At 50.9% G+C, this 25,927-nt stretch carries 18 protein-coding genes, 1 tRNA gene and 1 pseudogene; 14 read left to right on the forward strand and 6 right to left on the reverse strand.

Features of this window, described 5'->3' with window-relative positions:
* Position 1: 1 nt before the first annotated feature.
* Together AYK82_RS11340 and uxaC are read left to right on the forward strand one after the other, a co-directional pair.
* Positions 2-1,477 (forward strand): mannitol dehydrogenase family protein, encoded by a 1,476-nt coding sequence (locus tag AYK82_RS11340; RefSeq protein WP_068315478.1) that lies wholly within the window; start codon positions 2-4, stop codon positions 1,475-1,477.
* A 13-nt stretch (positions 1,478-1,490) separates the two neighbouring features.
* Positions 1,491-2,897 carry a glucuronate isomerase gene (gene uxaC, locus AYK82_RS11345; protein ID WP_068315481.1) on the forward strand — a complete coding sequence of 469 codons (1,407 nt, stop codon included), beginning with the start codon at positions 1,491-1,493 and terminating at the stop codon, positions 2,895-2,897.
* 90 nt (positions 2,898-2,987) lie between these two features.
* On the opposite strand, the gene AYK82_RS11350 is transcribed toward uxaC, so the two are convergent.
* Positions 2,988-4,808, reverse strand: a complete 1,821-nt coding sequence (locus AYK82_RS11350; RefSeq protein ID WP_068315484.1) for an AMP-dependent synthetase/ligase — start codon at positions 4,806-4,808, stop codon at positions 2,988-2,990.
* 281 nt (positions 4,809-5,089) lie between these two features.
* Here AYK82_RS11350 and AYK82_RS11355 point away from each other — a divergent pair, with 281 nt between their 5' ends.
* Both AYK82_RS11355 and AYK82_RS11360 read left to right on the forward strand, forming a co-directional pair.
* Positions 5,090-6,277 carry a GAK system CofD-like protein gene (locus AYK82_RS11355; protein ID WP_068315765.1) on the forward strand — a complete coding sequence of 396 codons (1,188 nt, stop codon included), beginning with the start codon at positions 5,090-5,092 and terminating at the stop codon, positions 6,275-6,277.
* 154 nt (positions 6,278-6,431) lie between these two features.
* On the forward strand, positions 6,432-7,832 hold the full coding sequence (locus tag AYK82_RS11360; protein WP_068315487.1) for a YfcC family protein: 1,401 nt from the start codon (positions 6,432-6,434) through the stop codon (positions 7,830-7,832).
* A gap of 10 nt (positions 7,833-7,842) precedes the next feature.
* Here AYK82_RS11360 and AYK82_RS11365 read toward each other — a convergent pair whose 3' ends face one another.
* Complete coding sequence (locus AYK82_RS11365) at positions 7,843-8,286, reverse strand: Lrp/AsnC family transcriptional regulator (protein WP_068315490.1); 444 nt, start codon at positions 8,284-8,286, stop codon at positions 7,843-7,845.
* A gap of 148 nt (positions 8,287-8,434) precedes the next feature.
* On the opposite strand from AYK82_RS11365, the gene putA reads away from it, so the two are divergent.
* Positions 8,435-12,091, forward strand: a complete 3,657-nt coding sequence (gene putA, locus AYK82_RS11370; protein WP_068315493.1) for a bifunctional proline dehydrogenase/L-glutamate gamma-semialdehyde dehydrogenase PutA — start codon at positions 8,435-8,437, stop codon at positions 12,089-12,091.
* Positions 12,092-12,139: 48 nt separating this feature from the next.
* On the opposite strand, the gene AYK82_RS11375 is transcribed toward putA, so the two are convergent.
* Entirely contained in the window at positions 12,140-12,970 is an 831-nt protein-coding gene (locus AYK82_RS11375; RefSeq protein WP_068315496.1) for a hypothetical protein, read from the reverse strand.
* A gap of 130 nt (positions 12,971-13,100) precedes the next feature.
* Between AYK82_RS11375 and AYK82_RS11380 the strand changes: the two genes are divergently transcribed.
* The 8 genes from AYK82_RS11380 (at position 13,101) to AYK82_RS11415 (ending at position 20,687) form a co-directional block, all read left to right on the forward strand.
* Positions 13,101-13,865 carry a hypothetical protein gene (locus AYK82_RS11380; protein WP_068315498.1) on the forward strand — a complete coding sequence of 255 codons (765 nt, stop codon included), beginning with the start codon at positions 13,101-13,103 and terminating at the stop codon, positions 13,863-13,865.
* 12 nt (positions 13,866-13,877) lie between these two features.
* Positions 13,878-14,882: a glycosyltransferase family protein gene (locus tag AYK82_RS11385; protein WP_068315501.1), complete on the forward strand. Its 1,005-nt coding sequence runs from the start codon at positions 13,878-13,880 to the stop codon at positions 14,880-14,882.
* Between the two features lie 23 nt (positions 14,883-14,905).
* A complete protein-coding gene (locus AYK82_RS11390) occupies positions 14,906-15,637 on the forward strand; it encodes a hypothetical protein (protein WP_156453326.1) in 732 nt (243 codons plus the stop codon).
* A complete protein-coding gene (locus AYK82_RS11395; RefSeq protein ID WP_068315507.1) occupies positions 15,627-16,547 on the forward strand; it encodes an ATP-grasp fold amidoligase family protein in 921 nt (306 codons plus the stop codon). The genes AYK82_RS11390 and AYK82_RS11395 overlap by 11 nt, the downstream gene beginning before the upstream one ends.
* Positions 16,540-17,604 carry a glycosyltransferase family 2 protein gene (locus AYK82_RS11400; protein ID WP_068315510.1) on the forward strand — a complete coding sequence of 355 codons (1,065 nt, stop codon included), beginning with the start codon at positions 16,540-16,542 and terminating at the stop codon, positions 17,602-17,604. The genes AYK82_RS11395 and AYK82_RS11400 overlap by 8 nt, the downstream gene beginning before the upstream one ends.
* Positions 17,585-18,664, forward strand: coding sequence for a glycosyltransferase family 2 protein (locus AYK82_RS11405; RefSeq protein WP_082733870.1), 1,080 nt, complete (start codon positions 17,585-17,587; stop codon positions 18,662-18,664). Before AYK82_RS11400 ends, AYK82_RS11405 begins: the two co-directional genes overlap by 20 nt.
* Before the next feature lie 113 nt (positions 18,665-18,777).
* Positions 18,778-19,698, forward strand: a complete 921-nt coding sequence (locus tag AYK82_RS11410; protein WP_082733871.1) for a helix-turn-helix domain-containing protein — start codon at positions 18,778-18,780, stop codon at positions 19,696-19,698.
* Between the two features lie 32 nt (positions 19,699-19,730).
* Positions 19,731-20,687, forward strand: coding sequence for an alpha/beta hydrolase (locus AYK82_RS11415; RefSeq protein ID WP_068315520.1), 957 nt, complete (start codon positions 19,731-19,733; stop codon positions 20,685-20,687).
* Positions 20,688-21,081: 394 nt separating this feature from the next.
* Here the strand turns inward: AYK82_RS11415 and AYK82_RS11420 are convergent, their stop codons facing one another.
* The gene (locus tag AYK82_RS11420) at positions 21,082-23,160 is read right to left on the reverse strand and encodes an NERD domain-containing protein (RefSeq protein WP_068315521.1); all 2,079 of its coding nucleotides are present in this window, start codon (positions 23,158-23,160) and stop codon (positions 21,082-21,084) included.
* A 660-nt stretch (positions 23,161-23,820) separates the two neighbouring features.
* Between AYK82_RS11420 and AYK82_RS11430 the strand changes: the two are divergent.
* A pseudogene (locus AYK82_RS11430) lies at positions 23,821-24,914 on the forward strand (IS3 family transposase).
* 58 nt (positions 24,915-24,972) lie between these two features.
* On the opposite strand, the gene AYK82_RS17990 reads toward AYK82_RS11430, so the two are convergent.
* Both AYK82_RS17990 and AYK82_RS11440 read right to left on the reverse strand, forming a co-directional pair.
* Complete coding sequence (locus AYK82_RS17990; RefSeq protein WP_156453327.1) at positions 24,973-25,644, reverse strand: hypothetical protein; 672 nt, start codon at positions 25,642-25,644, stop codon at positions 24,973-24,975.
* A gap of 146 nt (positions 25,645-25,790) precedes the next feature.
* Positions 25,791-25,865: transfer RNA gene (locus AYK82_RS11440), tRNA-Gln, on the reverse strand.
* Positions 25,866-25,927: the final 62 nt, after the last annotated feature.

The raw sequence follows: 25,927 nt of genomic DNA on the forward strand, positions 1-25,927 counted from the left end.
CATGACCAACGAGTTCAAACCGCTTGATCTAGCTGCTCTACCTGAAAATGTGAAACGGCCAAGCTATGATCGCAAGGCCCTACGCCCACGCATTGTTCACATCGGCTTTGGGGCTTTTGCTCGAGCCCATATCGCAATGCACCTGCATGAAACGCTGGAGGCCCATGGCGGCGATTGGGGAATGCGGGTAGTAGAGCTGTTCGGCACCGCTAACCTGTTTGACAAACTCGCCGCAAACGATCACCTTTACACCCTTGTCGAAACCTCCGATGAGGCAACAAACACCCGCTTGCTTGGCGCGGTTTGCGAAAACCAGCATATCGCCCGCGATGGCATAGACAAACTGGTCAATGGCCTCGCCGAGCCGCAAGTCTCCATTATCTCGCTCACCATCACCGAAAAGGGCTACTGCGTCAAAAGCGATGCGCTGGACACCGACAACCCCATAATCCAGCATGACCTGCAAAACCCGCAGGCACCAAAAACCGCCATTGGGCTCATTGTCGCAGGTCTTGCAAAACGCAAGGCAGAAGGCAACGGCCCCCTCACCGTGCTTTCCTGCGACAACCTCCCCCACAATGGCAAACTTTGCGGTATTGCTGTGCGTCAGTTCGCCGCCCATGTAGATGCAGACCTTGCCGCTTGGATCGAGGAAAACGTAACCTTCCCCTCCACCATGGTCGATAGGATTGTCCCCGCGCTGACGGACGAAGCCCGCGCTGAAATCAAAACAGCCCTTGGCGGCCAAACCGACTTGAACGGCATTATCTGCGAGCCTTTCCGCCAATGGGTAGTAGAGGATGACTTTAAAGCAGGTCGCCCGCAATACGAGGCAGCAGGTGCCCAGCTGGTAGCCGATGTTGAACCCTTTGAAGAAATGAAACTGCGCACCCTAAATGGCTGCCACTCGTTCCTCGCCTACCTTGGTTTCCTTGGTGGCAAAGAAACCATTTCCGATTGCATGGCAGATGATGTCTACGCCTCACATGCCCGCAAACTGATGGTGGACGAACAGCGCCCCACATTGCACGTGCCCGGCGAAGTCGATCTCATCGCCTATGCTGATATGTTGCTCAAGCGCTTTGCCAATTCCAAACTAAAACACCGCACATGGCAAATCGCCTCTGATGGCACCCAAAAAATGCCCCAGCGCTGGCTAAACTCTGTTCGCTTCCATCTGGCCCATGGCACAGACCACCGCCACCTTATTTTGGGCGTTGGTGGCTGGATGAACTACATCCGCGCCGAACGCAACGGCGAAACCTACGAAATCCAAGACCCGATGAAAGATCGCTTGGCACAGATCGTCAAAGAACAAGGCAACGACCCGCAAGCCTATGTGAATGCTCTTCTGGCCCTTGATAACGTCTTTGCCAAAGATCTTGTGGCCAACCCGGCATTTACCGTTGCCATTCATGCCGCATACGCAGCCGTCGCCGAAAAGGGCGCCCGTCAAGCTGTCGCAGACCTAGGCTAACAGGAGGCACACGATGCAACCGTTTCTCGGCCCAGACTTTCTTCTTCAAAATGAACCGGCCCGCAAGCTCTACCACGAGTTTGCAGCAAGTTGCCCTATTGTTGACTATCACAATCACCTCGACACCAAGGCAATCGCCGAGGATCATCGGTTTTCTGATATCGGCGAAGTCTGGCTCGCGGGCGATCACTACAAGTGGCGCGCCATGCGATGGGCAGGTATCGAAGAGGCCCGCATAACCGGCAAAAACACCTCGTATCACGACAAGTTCAACGCCTTTGCACAGGCCATACCCAAGTTCCTAGGCAACCCTCTTTATCACTGGACCCATCTGGAGATGTCGCGGTATTTTGGTCTAGAAGGAACTGTTCTTTCCCCAAAAACCGCAGATCATGTTTGGCAAGTGTGTAATGAAAAACTCACCCAGCCGGATTTTTCCGCCCGGGGCCTGCTTAAACAGCAAAACGTCGTCATGCTTGGCACCACAGACGACCCAGCGGACAGCCTAATCTACCACGCGCAAATCATCGAAGATGACAGCATTGATATGGTGGTGCGCCCCACCTTCCGCCCGGACAATGCGGTGAAAATCGAAAAAGATGGCTTTGCTGCCTATATCGCCCGCCTTGGCGATGCGGCCGCCATTCAGATTACCAGCTACGAAAAGCTATTGGAGGCGATGGTCTCGCGCCTTGACCACTTCGACGCCCACGGCTGCCGCGCATCTGATCACGGTCTGGATGTTATGCGCTTTGCCCCCGTACCCGGTGCGGCCGAGCTTGAGCGTATTTTCAAGGCAGGCTTAAACGGCATCCCGCTACCACAAGAGGATATAACGGCCTATCAATCTGCCCTGCAAGTATTCTTGGGCAAGCAGTACGCCAAGCGCGGCTGGGTGATGCAGCTACACGTCGGTGCCACGCGTAACAATCGCACCCGCCTTTTCCGTGCATTAGGGCCAGATGTTGGCGTTGATGGCATTGGCGATAGCGAGCTGGCAGGCCCGCTCAATGCGTTTCTGGATACGCTGGATCAAGAGGACATGCTGCCCCGCACCGTGCTGTACAGCTTGGATCCAAACAAAAACGAGATCATCGTTACCACCGCAGGCAACTTTCAAGATGGTACTTATGCCGGCAAAGTGCAGGCCGGTACAGGCTGGTGGCACAATGACCAGCTGGATGGCATGGAACGGCAAATGACCGCACTGGCACAAATGGGCTTGCTCTCTCAGTTCCTTGGAATGCTGACCGACAGCCGTTCGTTCCTGTCCTTCCCGCGGCACGAGTACTTCCGCCGCCTGCTTTGTAAGATGGTCGGCGAGTGGATGGATAACGGCCACGTCCCCGCCAACTATGAGCTAACCGGCTCTTTGGTCAAAGACATCTGCTACAACAACTCTGCCCGCTGGTTCCTTTAGCGCTATTGCTAAAGCCCGCATAAACAAACGCCCCTGACAGCGTGAAACTTGTCAGGGGCGTTCCATTTCATACGGAAAAAAGCTCTTGCCTTAATCTGCGGCGTACAAATCCTCAACCATGCCTGTATTGTTAGCCAGCACCTTCGCGCGGCGGATTTTCAAAGTTGGTGTCAACTCGCCATTATCTGCGGAGAAGCCGCCCGGCACCACGCTAAAGCGGCGAATATGCTCCACTTTGGAATGCAGCGCATTAACCACATCAACACCCCTTTGCAACTCGGCGCGCAATGCATGGCTTTTCAGCGCCTCCTCTTCGCTCATGCCCTCGCTCTTGGCGAAACGGGATAGAGCCATCGGATCAAGCGAAAGCAGCGCACTTAAATAGTTGCGATTGTTCCCCGCAACCACAGCGTACTCCACCATCGGCAAACCCATCAAACCCTTCTCGATGGAAGCGGGGGAGATATTCTTGCCACCAGAGGTCACGATGATCTCTTTTTTACGGCCAGTGATATAAAGATACCCGTCCTCATCAAGGCGGCCCAAATCGCCGCTATAAAGCCAGCCATCCTTGAGCACCTCGTCAGTCGCATCAGGATCATGCGCATAGCCGGAAAAATTCGTCTCGGCGCGGCATAGAACTTCTCCATCCTCTGCGATCTTAATCTCAACGCCCGAAAGCGGCTTGCCCACCGAGCCAAATCGCACTGAACCGGGCAAGTTAATCGTTGCCCCGCCGCAATTCTCCGATTGGCCGTAAACCTCGCAAATCGTGATATCTAGCTTGGCGAAAAACTCCATCACGACGGGCGACAACGGCGCCCCGCCGCTAATAATAATTTTCGCAGCATCCAATCCCAGTTTTTGCTTGATCTTGTCCAGAACCAAACGGTCAGCCACTTTCTTCTTCAGCAAAAGCAGCACGGGAACCCGCATTCCCTGCCGAGTGTAGAAATTGGCCTTACCGCCAACATCCATCGCCCAAGCGGCAATCTTGGCTTTCGTCCCCGTTGCTTCGCGCAACCGCTCGCTGAGCTTGTCCATCATCTTTTCATAGATGCGCGGGACGCCAAACATCACAGTGGGCCGAACCTCCGCCAAGTGGCTCGCCAGCTCTGTAATCGCCTTGGCGTAATACACAGAATAGCCATTATCGCTTGCCTGAATGATCGTGCCAGCCTGCTCGGCAATATGCGCAAGAGGCAGATAGGAAATATAGCGATCATTCTGGTTCAGCGCTTGCGCCTTACACAGCGCGTCGGATTCTGCCCGCAGCGCTTGGTGGCTCAGCTGCACCGCTTTGGGATTGCCCGTCGTGCCAGATGTGTAAATCTGCACTGCGATGTCTTCCGGCATAATCTCACTCAAGCGACGTTTCAGCTCGTTTTCAAGCTCTTCATCTTCCGCGCCCAGCGCCATAAAGGCATCCCAGCCCAATTGGCGCTGGCTCTCGCTCTTCTCGTCCAACCGCACCACATGACGCAAATAGCGCGTGCTGTCTCGGCACTCTTCGATCTCATGCAGCAGCTCGCCCTGCTCAATTAGCAAGAGCTTTGCCTGCGAATGGCGCAGGATAAAGCTGATTTCCGGTACCGCCGCTGTCCAGTAAATTCCGGTTGGCATCGCGCCGATCATCATCGCGGCCATGTCCAGAATGGTCCACTCCGGGCGGTTATAACTCAAAATACAAAGGCTATCCCCTTGATGCACCCCAAGTCGGATCAGCGCACGTGCGGCCTGTCGCACCTGCGCACCATATCTGGACCACGTGGTCGGCTCCCATTCTTGCGGTCCGCGCACATAGTAGGCAGGCTTGTCTGCCAGCTTTTTGGTGTTGCGCAAAAAGGCATGGGGGATGGACAAAAACTTGCTTGGCTTAAGCTGGCTTGATGCACCCGTTATTCCCTGCAAAACGATACGTCCTTATTCTTTATTGGCCGCTACGGCGCGGTGCGTTCCGCGTGATTCCGGCATATTCTCCAGCAAGGCTAAGCATAGCTTGTGCCAACCTGCATTGATCTTTAACCTGCTTAATACCCAATCTAGCTAGTGAAACTAGAAGAAATATACAAGGGCGCGTGAAAATCGCTGGATTTTGTGAAAAAAAAATCAGATGCATAAAGCTTGATCGCAGCTTGGCCCAGCCGGCTGCGCTCTCTCCAGCGCAGCAGCCGTGCAATTTGGGGCGTATAATGCAAATCTCTCGTGGCCTAACCCTACCAGATCCCGTGCGGATCAATCGCTATCAACGTCTGCCTGAGCTTGGCCCACGCATCCTGTTCTTTTCCGGGGGTTCGGCCCTAAACCAGACAGCACGCGCGCTAAAGACGTACACGCACAACTCCATTCACCTAGTCACCCCGTTTGACAGTGGCGGCTCGTCCGCTGTGCTGCGCCGTGCCTTTGGCATGCCTGCAATCGGAGATCTGCGCTCGCGTTTGATGGCACTTGCAGATGAAACCGTTTTGGGTCACCCGGAGGTCATTCGCTTGTTCACCCACCGCTTGCCCAAGCAAGAGGCGCCAGAGGAGCTCCTGCACACGCTGCTGGACATGGTGGGGCAACAGCACCCGCTTATCAATCAAATCCCGAACCCCATGCGGGATCTGATCTGCAATCAGCTGGAGTATTTCCTAGATGCCATGCCAAAGAGCTTCGATTTACGCGGCGCCAGCATCGGCAATCTAATTCTTGCGGGCGGCTATCTGAACAACAGCTCCAAGCTGGAGCCAATTCTCTTTCTCTTCTCCAAACTGGTAAATGTCCGCGGCGCAGTTACCCCCATCGTCAATGCTCGTTTGCATCTGGGGGCTGAGCTGCAAGATGGCCAAGTCATCATTGGTCAACACCGCATGACCGGCAAAGAAGAAGCCCCGCTGACGAGCCCGATCGCAGATTTGTTCCTAACTCGCTCGCTTGACCACGCAGAACCAACCACCATCGAGCTTTCTCCAAAAAAGCGGAGCGTGATAGATCAAGCCGATCTTATCTGCTATCCGCCGGGCAGCTTCTTCTCTTCCCTGCTGGCCAACTTGCTGCCGACCCGTGTAGGAAAAGCGATTGCCGACAACCCAAACCCTAAGGTTTACATCCCTAACCTTGGCAAGGATCCAGAGCAGCTAGGCCTTAGCCCCACCGATTGCATCCTGCGCCTTCTCAGCGCACTTCGTCGCGATGCAGGCCAAGATGTGCCCACAAACAAGTTACTCTCGTTAGTTTTATGCGACCCTGCACACGCAGCTGAATTTGACCAGGCCCAGCTTGATGCCCTTGGCATTCCCCTTATCACCACGCCTCTGCTGAAAACCGGTGACACGCCTGCATCGGCCAAGGGTTATGACGAAGACAAACTCGTTTGCGCTCTGCTTTCTCTAACTTGAGCGCGAGCAATATGCCTTTGGCAACCTCTTGTTAAGCGCAAGATAAATTGGCCCCTCAGCCGTCGAGTTACCTAACCAATCAGTTACCTGATCGGGCGCAAACTGCTGAGAAAGTGCCAAAAGACGGCACGACCAGCAAACGAGCGGCACATTGATGAAGAAAAACAGATTTCCCACGGCTTACACAATACTCTTTGTTCTTATCATCCTTGCTGCCGCCGCAACCTGGCTCGTTCCAGCTGGAACTTATGACCGCGTCCTAAACCCTCTGCTGGAGCGACAAGTACCCGTCCCCGGCAGTTACCATGAAATCCCACAGCAGCCCCAAGGGCTCCTAGCAATTCTGCAAGCCCCCATCGCGGGTCTCTACGATTTTCACAGCGGCGCAATCCGTGCCATCGACATCTCAATATTCGTGCTGATGATCGGTGGCTTCCTGGGTATTGTCAGCAAAACCGGCGCGCTGGATGCGGGCCTCACCCGCGTACTTGCCAGATTGAAGGGGCGCGAAACCCTGATGATCCCCATATTGATGGCCTGCTTTGCCGCTGGGGGCACAATCTTCGGCATGGCAGAAGAAACCTTGGCGTTTTACGCGCTTATTGTGCCCATCATGTTGCGCGCTGGCTACGACAGCCTTGTAGGTGCCGCCATTCTAATTCTGGGTGCCGGTATCGGCGCGCTTGGCTCAACCATTAATCCCTTTGCCACCGTCATAGCGTCCAATGCCGCAGGTATTCCCTTTACCCAAGGCCTGGGGCTGCGTTTCCTCATTCTCATCATCGGATTTATTATTTGCGCCGGTTGGGTGATGCGTTACGCCAGCAAGGTGCGCCGCTTTCCCGAGCTGTCGCTGGTGTTTGACCGGCGCGAGATACTTGAGCACCAGTTTCTAAACGACAATGATCTGGAGTTGGGCCACAAGCTCTCCCTGCGTCACAAGCTTGTGCTTCTTACCTTCGCCGCCACATTTGTCCTACTCGTCATCGGCACAGCGTCCCTTGGCTGGTGGATGGGTGAAATGTCCGCGCTGTTTTTTAGTGCCGCATTGCTCATTGGCTTTATAGAACGCATGAACGAGCGGGATTTTGTTGAACACTTCATCGAGGGGGCGAAAGAGCTGCTCGGAGTTGCGCTCATTGTTGGCCTCGCCCGCGGCATCGTTGTCGTCATGGATCAAGGCGCAATAACTGATACACTGCTGTTCTGGGCCGCCTCTGCGCTTGATGGCCTTGGCAAAGCCGTTTTCATCAACCTGCTCTTCTTCGTAGAATTCGCCCTGTCCTTCCTGATCCCCTCCACCTCCGGTCTAGCTGTGCTCACCATGCCGATTCTGGCACCACTCGCCAGCTTCTCAAACGTACCGGCTGATCTAGTGGTAACCGCCTATCAATCCGCCAGCGGCTTGGTAAACCTCATCACCCCCACGTCGGCAGTGGTCATTGGCGGCCTCGCCATAGCCCAAGTGCCATACGTGCGCTGGCTGAAATTCATGGTTGTTCCATTTCTTGCACTGCTGGCGCTCATCCTGCTGTCACTATCGCTCAGCCTCTAGCAAAGCGCGCTCACATCCCCACATCCTTTACGGCCTCCATGCACACGAAAGTAGAGGTGTGAGACACATGCGGGAGGCGGGACAGCTTCTCCCCAAGCACCCGCCGGTAGCTGGAAATATCTTTGGTGCGCACCTTCAGCAAATAATCAAAACTGCTGGCAATCATATGGCACTGCTCCACCTCACGAATAGCCAGAGCTGCCTTGTTGAACTCTCCTAAGGCCTCGTCATGGGTGCTGTTCAACGTCACTTGCACAAAGGCAATGTGCCCAGCGCCAAGCTTGGCCAGATTCAACCGCGCTTCATACCCAAGGATGACCCCCTCCTCCTCAAGCCGCTTGATCCGCGCCTGACAAGGAGACTTGGAAAGCCCCACTTCCTCTGCCAGCGCCGCAAGGGTCACCCTTGCATTTCTCTGCAACACCTCTAGGATTTTTGTGTCAAACTTATCCATTTTCCTGATTTTCCTCACATTTCGTTAAAATGTATACGACTACATGCAATTTACCAAGCACATTTCCTAGAATTCCTCGAAATACGGGAAGACCTCCTGAAGACTGCCTGATATTTTAATTACAACAGTTCTAGGGAGGAAACCACCAATGAGCACCGCGCCATTGACACAGCTGCGTGAGAAAATCCGCGAGCATTACATCACCGATGAAACCAAGGTTCTAAAAGCACTCGCCGCCAGTCTGCCTTGGCAAGAAGACCGAGCTTTGGCAACTAAAGAAGCAACCATCGCCCTCGTGGAAGACCTCCGCCAGTCCACCTCCCCCACCTTGATGGAAAGCTTCCTTGCAGAATACGGGCTATCTACGCAAGAAGGTATCGCTCTCATGTGCCTCGCCGAAGCCCTGCTTCGCGTGCCAGACACCACCACCATTGACGAGCTGATCAGCGACAAAATTGCCCCGAGCAGTTGGGGCGAACACCTCGGCCACTCCCCCTCAAGCCTTGTCAACGCCTCCAGCTGGGCGCTGTTCCTCACCGGCAAACTGCTGGCACCCGAGCAACAAGGCCTTGGCAACACCCTGCGCGGCATGATGAAACGCCTTGGAGAGCCGGTTCTGCGCACCGCAGTGGCCCAAGCCATGAAAGAGCTGGGCCGCCAGTTTGTCCTTGGCCGCACCATCGAAGAGGCGCAGAAAAACGCCCGTATCGAAGAAGACAAAGGCTTCACTTACTCCTATGACATGTTGGGCGAAGCCGCCCGAACAGAAGCCGATGCAGCCCGTTATCACCTCGCCTATTCCGATGCCATTGGCGCCATCGCCAAAAATGCCAAGGCAGAAGACATTCGCAGCAATGCAGGTATTTCAGTCAAGCTTTCTGCCCTGCACCCGCGCTACGAATACACCCATAAAAAACAGGTAATGGAAGAGTTGGTTCCGCGCACATTGGCGCTGATGACCCTCGCTAAATCCTCCAATATCGGCTTCAACATCGATGCCGAAGAGGCAGACCGCCTTGATCTCTCTTTGGATGTAATCGAGGCCCTGCTTGCCAACCCTGCGCTAGATGGCTGGGATGGTTTTGGTGTTGTCGTTCAAGCCTATGGACCACGTGCCAGCTTTGTTGTCGAATGGCTTTACGAGCTTGCCCGCAAACACAATCGCCGCATCATGGTGCGCCTAGTCAAAGGCGCCTACTGGGATAGCGAGATCAAACGTGCACAAACTCTGGGGCTTGAGGGCTACCCAGTGTTCACCCGTAAAGCCAACACTGACATTTCCTATCTTGCCTGCGCCACAAAGCTGCTGGCAATGACCGATCACATTTACCCGCAATTCGCTACCCATAACGCGCAGTCCGTTGCCGCCATTTTGCAGCTGGCCGAAGACCTGCCGAAAACCAGTTTCGAGTTTCAGCGTCTGCACGGCATGGGCGAAGCGCTGCATGAAAAAGCCCGCGCCCGCTTTGGCACCCAATGTCGCATCTACGCGCCGGTAGGGGCGCATAAGGATTTGCTTGCCTACCTCGTACGCCGTCTTTTGGAAAACGGCGCCAACAGCTCGTTTGTCCATCAAATGCGCGATCCTGCAGTCACCCCAGCAGAAATCGCCGCTGACCCCTTGCAAAACCTCGCGCAGCGCGCCGACAACCTCGCCAACACCCATATCAACGCCCCAAGCAAGCTCTATGGCGAAGACCGCGCCAATGCCAAAGGCTGGGATTTGTCCAACCCACCAGCCCGCGCTGCTTATGAGGCCGCTCTCAGCGCTACAGCCAACAAAACATGGCAGGCAAAACCTCTGCTTGGCTGCGAGGCAAGCGCCACCTTCGCCGCTGCAACTCCAGTCATCAACCCGGCAGATCCGGGCGACCAAGTCGGCACCGTGGCCGAAGCCACCAGCGATACTGTCACCGCAGCAATGCAATGTGCGCAGGAAAATGCCGCCGCTTGGGTCGCCACTAGCCCGCGCGAGCGTGCCAACTTGCTGGTTAAGATCGCCCATGCGCTAGAAGCAGATGCAGACACTTTGTTTGCGATCCTCACCCGCGAAGCTGGCAAAACCCACATGGACGCCATTGGCGAACTGCGCGAGGCGGTTGATTTCGCGCACTATTACGCAGAGCAACTGCTGCTGAACGAGAAAAACGGCACTCTTGGCACGCCGCTTGGCGTCTCCCTGTGTATTTCGCCCTGGAATTTCCCACTGGCGATTTTCACCGGTCAAATTTTTGCGGCTTTGGCCGTTGGCAATGTTGTTCTTGCCAAGCCAGCACCACAAACACCACTTGTCGCCCACCGTGCTGTTGAGATCATGCGCGCCGCGGGCCTGCCGGATTATGCCGTGCAACTGCTCCTCGGAGGCGCTGAAGTTGGCGCGGCCCTCACCGCCCTTGCGGGTCTCGGCTCTGTCAGCTTCACCGGATCCACGGCCACAGCCCAGCGCATTAACCGCGCCATGGCACAAAACGCCAGCCCAGCTGCCCCGCTTATTGCCGAAACCGGCGGCTTGAACGCCATGATCGTCGACAGCACTGCGCTGCCAGAACAAGCCGTGCGCGACATCATCGCCTCTAGCTTCCAAAGCGCAGGCCAGCGCTGCTCGGCACTACGGATGCTGTACGTACAGGAGGATATCTACGATAGTTTCCTTACCATGCTCAAAGGCGCAATGGACGCCCTCCAGCTTGGTAACCCGCTTAAGCTCTCAACAGATGTCGGACCAGTCATCGACAAAGCTTCGCAGACCAAAATATTGGCCCACATCAAACATTGGGAGAAGCAGGGCAAACTCTTAAAGACCCTTCCGGCGCCAATCGAAGGCAGTTTCTGCCCCCCGGCTTTGATAGCACTTGATGGCATTCATCAGCTGGAAGAGGAGATTTTTGGTCCGGTCCTGCATATTGCCAAGTTCAAAAGCTCCGAATTGCAAAAAGCGATCGATGCGATCAATGGCAAGGGGTTTGGTCTTACATTTGGCCTTCACACCCGCCTGAATGGCCGCATTCGCCAGATTGAAAACAGCATCCACGCAGGCAATATCTACATCAATCGCAACCAGATTGGTGCCATTGTTGGCAGCCAGCCATTTGGCGGCGAAGGTTTATCCGGCACTGGTCCAAAGGCCGGCGGACCGAGCTACCTGCATGCGCTGATGCGCTCAAAGCAAGCCGAGTTTTCGCAGGAACAAGCGGAAGCACCATTAACAGGCGAGAAGCTTTCCGGCGCACGTCTGCGCCAAATGCTTGCCGATCTAAATGCAGCGCAGTGGCAGAAAAATGAAGAGAGATTTGCAGCGCTCGCAAACGCGCTTCCAGCAAGCAAAGGCCTTATTGAGAACATCAACGCCATGCGCGCTGAAGTCATGCCAGGCCCGACAGGCGAGACGAACACACTCTCCATTGCCCCACGTGGTCTGACACTGTGTGCCGGCCCAACCCCGGAACATCTTGAGCAACAGGCCGCTGCCGCTCTAGCTGCAGGTAACCCTGTCGCTCTACTTGCACAAGGCGCGGAAGCTTTGGCTGCAAAACTCAAGGATCTGGGCGCACCAGTCGTCGCGATCCCATGCTGCATCACGGAGATAGACGTGGAGAGCTTGCCGCATCTCGCCGCAATCGCATACTTCAGCGACAACGCCACTGCCCAACAACTGCGCAAGTCGCTTGCAAGCCGCGATGGAGCAATATTGCCGCTTATTACAGATGCAGGCCAACCATGGCGCTATGTCCAAGAGCGACATGTATGCGTGGATACAACAGCAGCGGGCGGCAACGCCTCACTCATCGCCGCTGCGGCAGATTAAGCATCAGGCCCCGCAAGCTCCATGCTTGCGGGGTTTCATTTTCTTTGCCTAACGATCGATCCGGTCATGCGTAAACGCGCCACGATCAGCTATACTCACTTTAAACCGGCGATCACCCCACCATTTGCAACGTAGCGCTGTTTCCAAAGTCTGCCTATCGTGCGGCTGCTTTGGAGAGGGGTGTTCGCGCACACGTTTAAAAATCACTTCCTGTAAAAACTCTTTACGACACATAAACGGTTGATTGGTCCATTGGAATACGCGGCTGTCAGTTCCCCAGTTACCGGATGATGTTCGCTTAAAAAACTCAGGGTGTCGCAAGTCCGGGCGAGCTTCCACATAAGGTGCAAGTCCAAGGTGGAAATTTGCGCGTCGCTTTCCTCGCACCAAACGCCGTATCACTGTCTGTAATTCCGACCTCGCCCGATAAGGCAAGCTACTTTCTACTGCATCAATCACACTGTGATGCTTGAGATATTTCTCAACTCCGATAAATGGCAGGCCCGGATCACGACGATCGCGCAGTGCCACCACGTCATACCCCTCATCAAGATCGCTTTGCCCTGCTTCTATTGCCCGTGCCATTTCGATAGGATCGCTGAGTGACTGGCAATCGTTTTCCAAATAAATCACAGTGTCGCTACGAAGTGCCGCGACCGCCTCTTCCATCCCTCGGTGAATTCCGAGGTTTTGCTCAGAGCCAACAGCGCGCCACCCGAAAGATGCCGCCAGTTCTGCTTCTTCAGTTTCGTTAAATTCCTGAAAGAAAACAACAGCATCATTCACATTTTCAAGCAAATTGCTACGCTGATGCGAGCTTAGACTCTTGCGCAATGTTTGCTGCGCCTTCCAGCTTAGAACTACAGCCCCTAAACTCATTTCACCTTTTTCCCTAACAATGCTGCTTATTCTTATCGGTTCCGCGCAGACTTCTTGCCCTTAAGTACACAATGATTTATCAGCATTCAATATTGAGGGATCACTCTGGAATTTTGGAAGGTGGGGCGCAATGAGTGCAAGCTCGGCAACCGTAAATGTGGTGTGTATGAAATGGGGAACTCTGTACGGCCCCGAATACGCAAACCGGCTATATGCCATGACCGCCCGCAACCTAAAACGGCCGTTCCGTTTTGTGTGTTTTACCGATGATCATCGAGGACTGCGCCCTGAAATCGAGGTCATGCCAATCCCACCTATTAAAATTGATAGCCCCTTTGAAAACACACCCTGGCGCAAACTTGCACTCTACCATCCTGAACTGGGGGATCTACAAGGTCCTACGCTGTTCTTCGATCTGGATTTGGTCATCACAGGGCCACTAGACCGTTTTTTTGACCAGCCCGGCGACTACATCGTTATTCATAACTGGACCCAACCAAAACGCATCGTCGGCAACACCAGCGTCTTCCGCTTTAATGTCGGTGCGCATGCAGATCTCTACGAACTCTTTCAGTCCAAACCAACGCAGCATTGGTTTGAAAAATATCGGATTGAACAAACCTACCTTTCCTATGAGCTAGCCAAGCAAGACAAGCTCTCTTATTGGCCGGCCGAGTGGTGTGTTTCCTTCAAAGCTTCTTGCCTGCCTGGCGGGTGGCGCTTTCCAAAAATCTTGCTTAACCGCATTCAACCTTCAAAACTGCCAGAAGGTGCCAGCGTCTGCGTCTTTCACGGCAACCCGAACCCGGATGATGCTCTTGAAGGTCGCTGGCCGGGCAAATGGTACAAGGGGCTTCGACCCGCCACTTGGATCAAAGATCACTGGCACGAGTAACAATATAGCATCATGAAAGCACAACGCATTCTGCTCGTGGGGAACTTTGGCCGTAAAGGGCTCTACAGCAACTACTACAATGTGGATCACAAGCTCGCCAACGGTTTTATCCGCTGCGGCCACAGTGTGTTGTGCTTCTCAGATCGTGATCACGCACGCGAAGCAACACCATTTAATAGTCAAAGCTTTGGCCGCAAGGCCATGGCAGCAAAACTGCTGCAAACCGCAAAAAACTACCAGCCACATATGGCGCTCTTTGGCCATTGCGATCTGTTGGATGATAGCTTTTTTCACCGCTTAAAAGAGCAGCATCCTGCCATTCGCCTTGCAACCTTTTGCGTGGATGCCGTTTTCCGCAAAAAGACGATGGCCAGCTTTAAAGCGCGCGCCGCACATTGCCATGCCGCCTTTATCACAACCGCCGACAAAAAGCAGCTGGCGACGATTGGCATCCCGATGGATAAGCTCCACTTCATGCCAAACCCTGTAGACCCTTCGATAGAGACAAAAAGGATTTTCGAGCAACCCTTGACCTCTTTCCGTCTTGATGGTCAATTTCTGGGAACAGGCATTGGCAAACGAGAAGAGCAACTTCAATATATCCAAGACGCACTTCCCAGCAATTATCGCTTCGCTTGCGCTGGCCGAGCATTTGGTAGCAAGCGTATCGAAGGCACTGAATTTTTGCAGCGTCTTTGCGAAGCACCAGTCAGCTTGAACTTACCACTGGACGATACAGATCCACTGATGATGCCGTACCTTTATGCCTCTGACCGCATTGCCCAACTCCTCGGACAAGGCATTACCACAATAAGCCCCAAAGCCTCCGGCCTATCAGATCTTTATGAGGATGGCATCCTAGAGTACTCGGGCCGAGAAGAAGTGATAGACCTCATGCTCCGTCTCCACTCTGATGACGCCCTTCGTCGGCGCATTGGTGCGCTAGGCTGGAAACACGCACATGATAGAACATCGTGTGCATGTGTGTCAGCTAAGCTTATAAGTCACGTGTTTTAGCTGGAATAGAAGGATACAGATTTGTGCGAGCAATCATAAAAAAAGCAAAGAAGTACATGCAGAATAGAAGGTATAACAAAATATCTTCTCCAGAATCCTATGCCATTGGATCGGCACAATGGCTACAGGCTGTTGAAAAAAAATTTGGTGGTTACGTTGAGGGTGTTCGCCGACACAAAGTCTCAAAACGAGACCCGCGTAGCGTTGAACAGCTGTCAGTAGGCGGAATGATAGGTGGTGATCGCATGTTCCATCACAATTACGCATCTGAGTACTCGCGCGCCCTAAGCCCGTTGTTAAAAGATCGAAGCGCCAACTTAACAATTGTTGAGATCGGCATTTTACAAGGAACAGGCCTTGCATTGTGGAAGGAACTATTTCCAAACGCTGATGTCTTGGGTCTAGACATTGATACCTCGCACTACAATAACAATCTTCCCAGATTACTAGAAAATGGTGCCTTTATTGCTGGCCAACCTGAGCTTCACTTGTTTGATCAGTTTGTTGATGGTGAAGAACGTGTTCGCGAAATCTTGAACGGCCGCAAGCCATCAATAGTGATTGACGATGGTTTTCATTCTCTCGAAACCATTGAAAATAGCGCGATGGCGTTTAAAGGTTATCTTAGCAACAGCTTTGTTTACTTTAGCGAAGACAATAAAGATGCCCACATTCCGTTACGCAAGGTGTTCCCAAACAAGTGCATCACTTCTGAGAATAGCCTATGTGTAGTTGAGGACTTTCATGAAGCTTGAACGCACCATCAATAGATTGTGTATTGAGAAAAAGGGTGTAGCCCCAAACCTCTCAAACCCAAGTACTTTCACTGACAAACTTCAATGGCTGAAGCTATATGATCAACGGCCTGAGCAAATAGTGTGTGTAGACAAATATCTATGCCGTGGCTACGTCGCTGAACGTATTGGAAACAGCTTTCTTTTGGACGTGTATGGAGTTTCTGATCATATAGATCACCTTCCATTTGATGTTTTTCCAACCGTGTACGTGCTAAAAACAAACCATGATAATGGTTCCGTTCGTGTGATTCACAATAAGCACGACCTGAAGAATGCACGAAGTTTTTTAAAAAAGAGAGCGCGCAGAACATTTGGCCGTGAAAAAGGTGAATGGGCCTATGCTCATGTAAAACCATTATTTTTTGCAGAGCAATTCATGCCTGGAGACGTCATCGATTACAAATTTCATTGTTGTAGCAATGAAGTAAAATGGGTGCGAGTCATTCATGAACGCACGGGACAATCCCCTTTAGAAATCGTTGTAGATCGAGATTACCAACCAATGGGCATTCCCTTCGATCCACTGATGCGAACGTCTAACACCCCCCCTCCAAGGCCTGCTTCCTGGGAAACTATGATAGAAGCTGCATTAACGTTAGCTGATGGGTTTAAATTTGTGAGAGTAGATCTCTATGAGTTGGACGGCAAACCAAAGTTTGGAGAAATGACCTTCTGGCCGTTAGCAGGTGTTCTTACCACCGAGCATGATGTCTTTTTTGGAAGCCTTCTAGATTTTGATACTGACATTAAAAAAACTCCCATGCATGATGATTTAAGTTTTTCAAGTTACCCCAAAAAAGGACTTAAAGGCATGGCCGCAAAATTAGGTTATAGAATGCTCGATTATGGAATAAAGAAAGATGCGTAGCGAGTTTGAATCAACGTTTACAACAGAAAAGGTTCCCGATTTACAACACAAAAAGTTAATCTGCATTAGTGTCATGTACAATGAAGAGCTACGGCTTCCCGACTTTTTGCGACATCAACGCAATTTAGGAGTAGATCATTTTTTAATTATAGACAACAATTCAACAGATAAAACAGCTGAAATTTTAGACAACTCAATAGATGTGACCCGATTTCACACAAAAGAAAGCTACAAAAACAATAGATTTCGCTGGCTTAAGATTGTCGCCGATAGACTCGCAAAAAATAAATGGGTCCTAATACTTGACGCGGACGAATTATACGTCCATCCCTTATGGCCGGAAAGAAAGCTACCCCAGCTTTGCGAATATTGGGACAAACAAAACAAAAGCGCCATATTCTCTCCAATGATCGACATGTATTCCGACCAAGATTTAAACAACATTTCATACAAGGCGGGCGATAGCCTAATCGCTTGTTGTAGTTTTTTCGATCCAAATGGATACCGCTTTCAAGGGAAAAGCAACTCAAAAAACCAAATTCCAGGGTTTACGATAAAAGGAGGGCCACGCGAGCGTGTTTTTTACAATAAGAAAACAAACAAAAAGTGGGTAAATATTACTAAAAACTTCCTTTTCAAATCAATTACTTACAGATCCCCTAGACTATTGTTTGCCCTACAAAATTTATTAATTAAACGCTTTGTCTGCGCAGATTCTCCTGCCATGAGTAAGGTTACGTTGTTGAAATGGAATTCAACCATAGACGCTGGCAACGGGCTACATCAACTTAAAGGAAATGTAAAACTTGCTGACGAATGGTGTAGCATTCTCCATTTTAAATATCTTCAAGACTTTTCAGAAAAAGTTAATAGCGCGATTGCACGTAAAACTCACAACAATAACTCCGAGGAGTATGTCAGGTATAAGTCAATCGTAGATAGTGGGACAAAAAACCCCTTCTACACCAAAAGCGCCCAAAAATTTTCGAGCAGCAAAACCTTGCTCGAAAATTCACTAATGCGAACGAGCCCTCGCTTTGACAAGTTCTTTTCATAGAAATCTCTCTGTCGTCCTGCCCACATATAATAGCATCGCTTTTTTACCAACAGCGGTGGAAAGCATCCTATGTCAGACCCATACTGACTTTGAACTAATCGTCGTGAATGATGGTTCTACCGATGCAACGCAAGCCTATCTAGATGAGATTGCTGGCTCTGATCCTCGTCTGAAGGTGATTAAACAGGAAAACGCAGGCATAGTCGCCTCACTAAACCATGGCATCACCGCCGCCAACGGTGAATTTATCGCACGCATGGACGCAGATGACATCGCCCATCCGGCCCGGTTGGCAAAGCAAGTTGCCTATCTAAAAGCGCACCCAAGAATAGGAGTTATTGGCACTCAAATGCGGGTTTTCTCGCAAAGCAACAACAAAACCAAACGCTCACGCTATCCGACCCATCCTGACAAAATCGCTATGGCCTTCGCCAAGGGGCGCAATCCCGTTTGCCATCCAAGCGTTGTGATCCGAAAACAAGTGCTGCTAGATGTTGGCGGTTACCGCTCATTTTTCACAGCCGCACAAGACTACGACCTCTGGTTACGCTTGCAAGACCGCACGCAGATTGCAAACCTCAGTGAGGTCTTGCTTGATTACCGCAGCCACGACAACAGCACCACGGTTAAGCAACACCTCGCGCAAAACAATTGCCGGGCAATCGCCAGATACTGCGCAGACAAGCGCAGACAAGGCCATCCAGACCCTTTGGATGAAATGGGCGGTGTAGTTGACACAGCCAAAATAAGAAACGCTGAAACCCGCAACGAGCTGGACGCGATCCTCGACACCTTACCTTTCTATCACGACGTGCTGGAAGACCCTGTCAAGCTGGCATCCGCCACTGCAGAACACCAAATCAACGTGCTGAAGCTGCTTGAAAAAGGCTACCTTGGCGGCGGTAGAAAAAACATCGCCCTTTTCTGTGAGCGTGTGTTTTTTGCCGCGCGCCAAAAAGGCAACAAACCGTTAATGCGAGCTGCATTACGGTTGCATAAGAGTTGCTCAACCACCCGACATCTAAAATTTGTAATGAAAGAAAACGCCATCTTTCTTTAATCTACAAAAGACGGAACACATAACTTCCCAACAACCGTGGAACAATCTATAATCACCATATAGATTTCTTAATTAAACCAACTCTCACCTTTTGGCATCAACCGGGAGAGAGCATGAGTACACAAAACTTTTCTCTACCGAACTCACCACACGACTACTACCTTCCAGATGTGTTCCTCAGTGGAGAGGCCTCGGACAATAATCTAGTCGTCCATAATCTGGCAAAAGACACGCCCGCGCATATGTCACTTGGCTTTTCTCAGCACGCGTTATCTGTAGTCTTGGCTGGCAAGAAACTTATTCAAGCTGCAACGCAAAAACTAACAGTCACGCCGGGCTCTGCACTTCTCTATCGCGCTGGAGCACAAACGCTAACGCTCGATAGCCCAGATTATCGCTCTTACCTCGTTTTTTTCACATCAGCAGAACTCTGTGACTTTGTACAAGCACACGCTGTACAGATCTCGAGTGACAAACCGAACCAGAGCATTCTACGCATTAGCCCCGCCCCTTCCTTAAAAGCGCGCCTTGCTGCCCAGCACCAGCACGAGCAATCTTTTGGCCCCCCAAGTGTTCGCATGCGAAAACTCCTGCTAAACCAAATACTGCTCGAATTACTGGAATTTAACGGCCCGCAAGTTTTTTCCAGTCTCTATCAGGCAGCCATGCGGGATAAAGACTCACAGCTGCAAACAGTCCTGCAGGAAAACTGGCGCCATGATATCAGCATGAGCGACCTTGCGGCCAAGGCTAATATGAGCCGCGCCTCGTTTGCCCGTAGAGTTAAGCAAGTGTACGGCCTTAGCCCCGCAGAATGGATTTCAATCCGCCGTCTTGGCCTTGCGTGGCACCTGCTCGCCTTCACCGGCAAGCGCCCTTCGGAAGTGGCCGTGGAAGTCGGATACACTTCACATTCTGCGTTCGCACAAGCCTTCAAACGACATTTCGGCATTTCCCCCTCACACGCAACAACGAGCACAACACAACAGCAATTGAGCAATTGGCAACACGACATTTCGGTAACGGCAGATTAGGCTTTCTTCACCAACTTATCGGGAGGAAGCAAATGAAACTCAACAGACGTCAGGCGATCAGCGGTGCTGCGCTTACACTTGCCGCGCCAACATTATTGAGCGCCCCACCCGCTAAGGCCGATGACATGCATGGCCCCCCAAAAGTCGACAAGGGCACCATCACTTATCTGCCAAATTTCAAATCGAAACACGTTTCGCCCCGGGACGTTGCAATCTGGGTGCCTGATACAACACACCACAAAGGTCCGCTGCCCGTAATCTATGCAGGTGATGGAGAAAACCTGTTTGATGCGGACGCCAGTAAATATGGCAGCGGCTGGAATCTGGATCTCATCCTTGACATGCTGGCCCATCAAGGCATCGGCCCGGCAATTGTTGTTGCCAATGCAGCAATTCATCTGGAACGCTCACGCGAATACAACTCGCCAACCATAGCGCGTTACTTCGACGCGCAGATGAAGCAAATGCTCGCTCAGTCTTGCAATGGCGAACTGCTGACAGAAGCGTATTTCGACTTCATCATAACCGAGCTAAAGCCTTACATCGACGCCAATTTCGACACCAAGCCCGACCGAGGCAACACTTACATTCTTGGGCAATCGATGGGCGGTATGCTGGCGGTAGAAGCTCTGATGGCGAGGCCCGAAGTCTTTTCCGGAGCACTTGGATTCTCGGCCCACCTGTTCTTGTTTGGCCCGCAGCAAGTGAACTATCCACCCGACACATTCGATCGCGTTGAAGCTGCACTACAACAGGCCATTGCAGAACATTTCCCGCCTCCCGGAAATGCCAAAGTGTATGTCGATCGTGGCACGGTAGATCTCGACGCCATGTATGCCCGCCCACACATCGCATTTGAAAATGCCCTTAAGGAAAAAGGGTACATAGCTGGTAAAGACTACATAGCGATCACCCAAGAAGGGGCAAGCCATTTTGATACATTCTGGAAAATAAGAGCCCCAGAAGCCCTGCGCTTTATGCTGGGCTGACCGCGACTGCCCGCCCCTAAACCCCTTGGGGTGGGCAGATCCCACAGGCAAAAAGCCTGTCAGAATCTGTAAAAAGCGACAAGGCGCCGCTATAAACTAAACAGCCAAAATTCTCAGTAAAATTTTAGGAGAGAATGGCTGGGGTGGTAGGATTCTCAGCCGCAACTCCGATACTTTGTAAGCCATTGAAATAATTACAATTTCAACTCAGAAATGTCTTGTGCACTACACCTATGCGGGTACATTATGTGGGGCGATTATTCAATAGAGACGTTTGGCAAAAGTTCAGAGTGTAAGTGGCTTGGTTTACTGCAGGAGAATGAAGGCTCTCTCACTGCTGGCGTGACGCCTCACTAGCCTGATTTTACAAACAGCCATTACTAATTTGTTGTGGCTATATTAGCGAACGGTTGTCCATTTGTTTGCTAACTTCAAGCATTGCCTCTCCAACTTCATTCAAGTTGTTTAGTGTGCAGATATCATAAATTAGATCACCGGATCTTTGCGTCAGATGCCTTACTCTTTCAAGTCCTACCCATAAGCCCTTACCTTTGAGCATTGCATACTTGAGTTGGTCTATGCTCAGCCACCATGTTGACATCGCAAATGAAAAGATGAGATCCGCATCTTTTCCAGATTGAGCATCAATTATCTTTCTTAAGCTCACGCTTAATCCATCAAGCTTAGAGTTAAAACTACTGCAAAGCTTCTGTGCTTTAGGATCATCAATTGTAAGCTGTCGTCCGATAAACAACTCTAACAACGAGATGACCATGTCCCTGTGTTGCATAGAACCATGATCAAACAAACTTATCCCAATTTTTTCTATTGATCGTCCACTCAACGACAGCTTTTGACCATTTCTAAAATGTAACGTCTCTTGCGTTCTTAAAGCGGCTTCATGCCTAGCCAGCTGCATTGTAAAATGCAGGAAGCTACCATCTAGATCAGCAAGTGCAGACAATGCATCTCCTTGACGAGATTTATTGGTTAAAACCTTTTTCTTGCACTCAAAAAGGAAAATGCGCTCCTCAGTTTCGACTGCAATGTCAATTTCAAGATCCGTTCCACCATCTGGATTGGGGTAACATCCATTTACAACGGAAACAGGAGAGCCAGAATCTCGCAGTGCACTCGCTGTTACGTGCTCTAACGCCGCGCCCATTTTGTTTTCAAGTCTAGGGATATTGCTCTCACGCATTAAAGCATACGCACGTTCGCAGATAGCACGACCCAAAGGTCCCTTTGGCTGCAACAATGCTTCACCACGAGGACCCATTAGTACCGGAAAATAGGTTGCATCTCTGTGCTTTGTATCGTGTGGTCTCAAGTAGCTCCTATTCAAATCAACACTTGGAGAACACATTACATCTAAGAGCTTTGTCGTCTCTTCATGAGAAAGACTTTCGGTTCTGATTTTTGATCGTGTGACTGGAAACAAGGCACTCTCGCTAGAAAGAGAAAGTAGACACTTCGAGAGCTCAGTCCACCCATCCGCATTAACAATCGGCAATCGACACCCAACATTCTCCAACGCCCTGAACCAGTCAGCAAATAAATCTGGCGACGTGAGTGGCTGCCATTGCGGAAATGCAAACATCTCATCATAAACAAGAGTTTCATGTAGAGCTTGTGAAAATAAGGCTCCATCAAGGTTCAAGTATTCAAATGCGCTATACGGCTCTACATCGACAACAGATGCAATGAGCCTACCTAGTTCTTCAATAGATTGTATATCGTTCTTGGAAGCGCTGGAACGCGCAGGAATTCGCGCATTTTTCAAACATAACGAATAAATGAAGTGCCAAGGCAGGCTTGGCCCTCCGTGAAGATTAGACGGCTGTGTTGGCCGACGAGCGTGTATCAGCGAGCCATCTTTGATATGGCCAATCTCACCCATATAGGCCAGCAGGATGTTTGCTGCTTGCACCCCTCCAACTTTATGGATTTTTTTCTCCAGACGAACACACAACCGCTTCAGCTCCGAGGGAGCAATCTTAATGCCTGTGCCATCAACATTCATGCGAAATCCTTTACTCCGTAGAGAGCGAACAGTACCCGCAATAGCTTCTTCTCTTGACCCTTCGATTAATTCATGCCGAAACCAATGATTGTTAATGAGCAAAGTCGCATTATCTAGCGCACATCGCCACGCACCTGCGTTTTCAAAGTGTTGGCATTTCTCAACACCTGTTAAGCTATCAAAGATTGCATAGAGAAGGTACCACGTTTCAACCTGAGCCTCCTCTAGGTACAATGCAATTTCCATCGATTTACGAATTCGGAACAGGTAGCTAGACGGAAAACCATCAGCGTCTGATGCAAGAGCTGTTTTTATGGCATTTTGCGCAGTTTGGATTACGGTAGCATCGCTAGCTTCTTTAGGAATGGGGTCAAGGTTAACTTGGTTTGCATACGGCTGAGCAAGAGAAGTAAATTTCTTGAGGCTTGAAGCAAAAGTAAAAGCAGGCATTGATTACATCCCAAATACTAGCAGCAATATCAATGGGCACCCTACAGCAAATGATCGCAAATACCAGTTTTGCAGGTTTTCTAAATATACATGTCAGCTGTTAGCCCTGCAGGTCGGAGACCTCAAATATCGGAGACCTGCAGGGCGGATGGTCTAGCAATAAGCTTAACTGCACAACGGTCATATTCGATTAGTTTTCGGTCCTTTCCCACTTACGAGGCAATCTATGTATATGGATAAGTGAAGGAGGGTACTGAATTCTCCAAAGCAATGCCGCGTTTGGTTGAGACGCGCTGGGCTTTGATGATCATCGGAAATTTGCGAGGACTTGCTCAACGACTTGGCGGGTAGCGGCAATATCCTGCGGGGTGAGCTCATCGCCTTTGGCAAGCAATGCACTCATGCTGCGTCGGAGTTCAACAACATTTGTGCGAAAATCACTGCCGTAATCCTTTTGCGCCGCTACACTTTTGATCGCACGGCGTAGGATGTGAGAGGCAGATTTGCCACGCCTCTCCGCAGCTCGTTGCAGCAGCTCCTTTTCGTGAGAGGTAACGCGAAATTTGATTGTCTTGTCCTGTGATCTGCCGCCAATAATCTGGACCGTTTCTGGTTGGAATTTTCCATTTAAGCTCCCGTTGTCGGGAAGAGGAGAATTCGATGAAAGCCTCAAAGTTTTCGGAAGCGCAAATTGCCTTTGTTTTGAAGCAGGCTGAAGATGGCATGGCGGTAGCGGAGGTCTGTCGCAAGGCCGGAGTGAGCCAGGCGACATTTTACAACTGGCGCAAGAAGTATGCTGGCCTGATGCTCTGCGAGATGAAGCGGTTGCGACAACTGGAAGCGGAAAACGGGCGTCTGAAGAAATTGGTAGCGGATCTTTCTTTGGACAAGGCAATGCTTCAGGATGTTTTGTCAAAAAAGCTTTAAAGCCTGCTCGCAAACGGTTGCTCGTTGATGAGGTGTGCGAGGCATGGAATGTGTCAATTCGCAAAGCCTGCCAGGCTCTGAAGATTGATCGTTCCCTGTACACCTACAAGTCAAAGCGTGGTGATCAGGCTGCTTTGAAACTGCGAATAAAAGAGATCTGTGAAACCCGTATCCGGTTTGGCTATCGGCGGGTTCATGTTCTGTTACGGCGGGAAGGCTGGGCTGTCAATCCAAAGCGCGTGCGCCGTCTTTACAATGAGTTAGGTCTGCAACTGCGCAACAAAACGCCGAAACGGCGTGTGAAGGCCAGGCTTCGAGCAGATCGCCATGATCCAACCCACACAAACCAGGTCTGGGCGATGGATTTTGTACATGATCAGCTCGCGACCGGCCGCAAAGTCCGTATCCTGACCATCGTTGATACCTATTCCCGCTTTTCGCCCGCCACGGACCCAAGGTTTAGTTACAAAGGAGAGAACGTAGTTGAAACGCTGGAAAGGGTCTGTAGGTAGACTGGGTATCCGCAAGTCATACGCTGTGATAACGGCAGCGAGTTTGTATCCCGCGATCTTGATCTATGGGCCTACGCGAAAGGGGTCACCCTCGACTTTTCGCGTCCAGGAAAGCCGACAGACAACGCCTTCATTGAAAGCTTTAACGGTTCTCTGCGGGTTGAGTGCTTAAATGCGCACTGGTTCATGAGCCTTGACGATGCCCGTGAAAAATTGGAGACTTGGCGTAGAGACTACAATGAGGTACGTCCTCATAGTGCTATTGGGAATAAGCCCCCGGCAGTACTCGCAAATGCTCAACAGACGATACCCTGACTTGAGCGCAACACCCCGGAAAATCTTCCACCCGGGTGGTCCTAAAACAAGGATCCTCTCAAAACGGGGAGCGTAACTCTACGCCATAACTCCTCCAAAAATGGGGGGAATACCAAATGAACTTATCTGCCCGGTATTCGCAGTCACATAAACTCTGTTCAACAGCTGCTATTTCTTTTAGGCCAAGCCCGTCTTGAACCATTAACAACCGATCTCGTTCTCTCAGCTTGACCTTATTCCCATGTGCAGCGAACAGTTTGTGCAACCAGTGCTGAACTTTTTCATTAGCTTCTTCAGAATCTATATTGAAATCAGTACGTTGCTTTGCACGCAAGGCAGCAGCATCCAGATCGCGTGTGAACGTAATTCCGAATTCCTGTATCATCGCCACTACCTGCGCGTCCGAAAGCATACCTTGCCTATATACACGAAACACAGCATTACTGAAGGCTGTCAGCAGTGAAGCCCTCTGTTTCGCGAAATAAAACTCACGCGTATGCAAACAATGTTGTATTTTTCCCGGAGATGAATTTTTGTGTTCTTTAGGTGTTTTCGGTTTTACACTATCAGCAATACGGTTGTTTCGATAAAATATCGGTTCTTCTATCCCGTTATATGCATTGTAATGATTATCAATACCGTATTCGGGATCTAAAAGACGTTTTTTTGGTAATCTTCGTTGCCAATAATAAACATCACCGCGACGATAAGCATGTTGCACTTTATGCACACGTAAAACCTCTCAGAGTTGAGAGTTGAAGTGCATAAATTCTGATGGCTTAGACCCGTTATGTACGACAGCGGTGTACTACAAGTAATCATCTGCGAAACTCTAATCGCGTAATATGCTGTCATATAACTATTTTCAGGAGAAGATGGCTGGGGTGGTAGGATTCGAACCTACGATACACGGTACCAAAAACCGTTGCCTTACCACTTGGCTACACCCCATCGTGTCGGTGGCGCTTCTATAGCCCCTACAAACTTTCATGGCAACACCAGTTTTGCATAAA

Origin of the sequence: Polycladidibacter hongkongensis, from assembly GCF_001561995.1 — a bacterium.
Classification (GTDB): Bacteria; Pseudomonadota; Alphaproteobacteria; order Rhizobiales; family Stappiaceae; genus Pseudovibrio; species Pseudovibrio hongkongensis.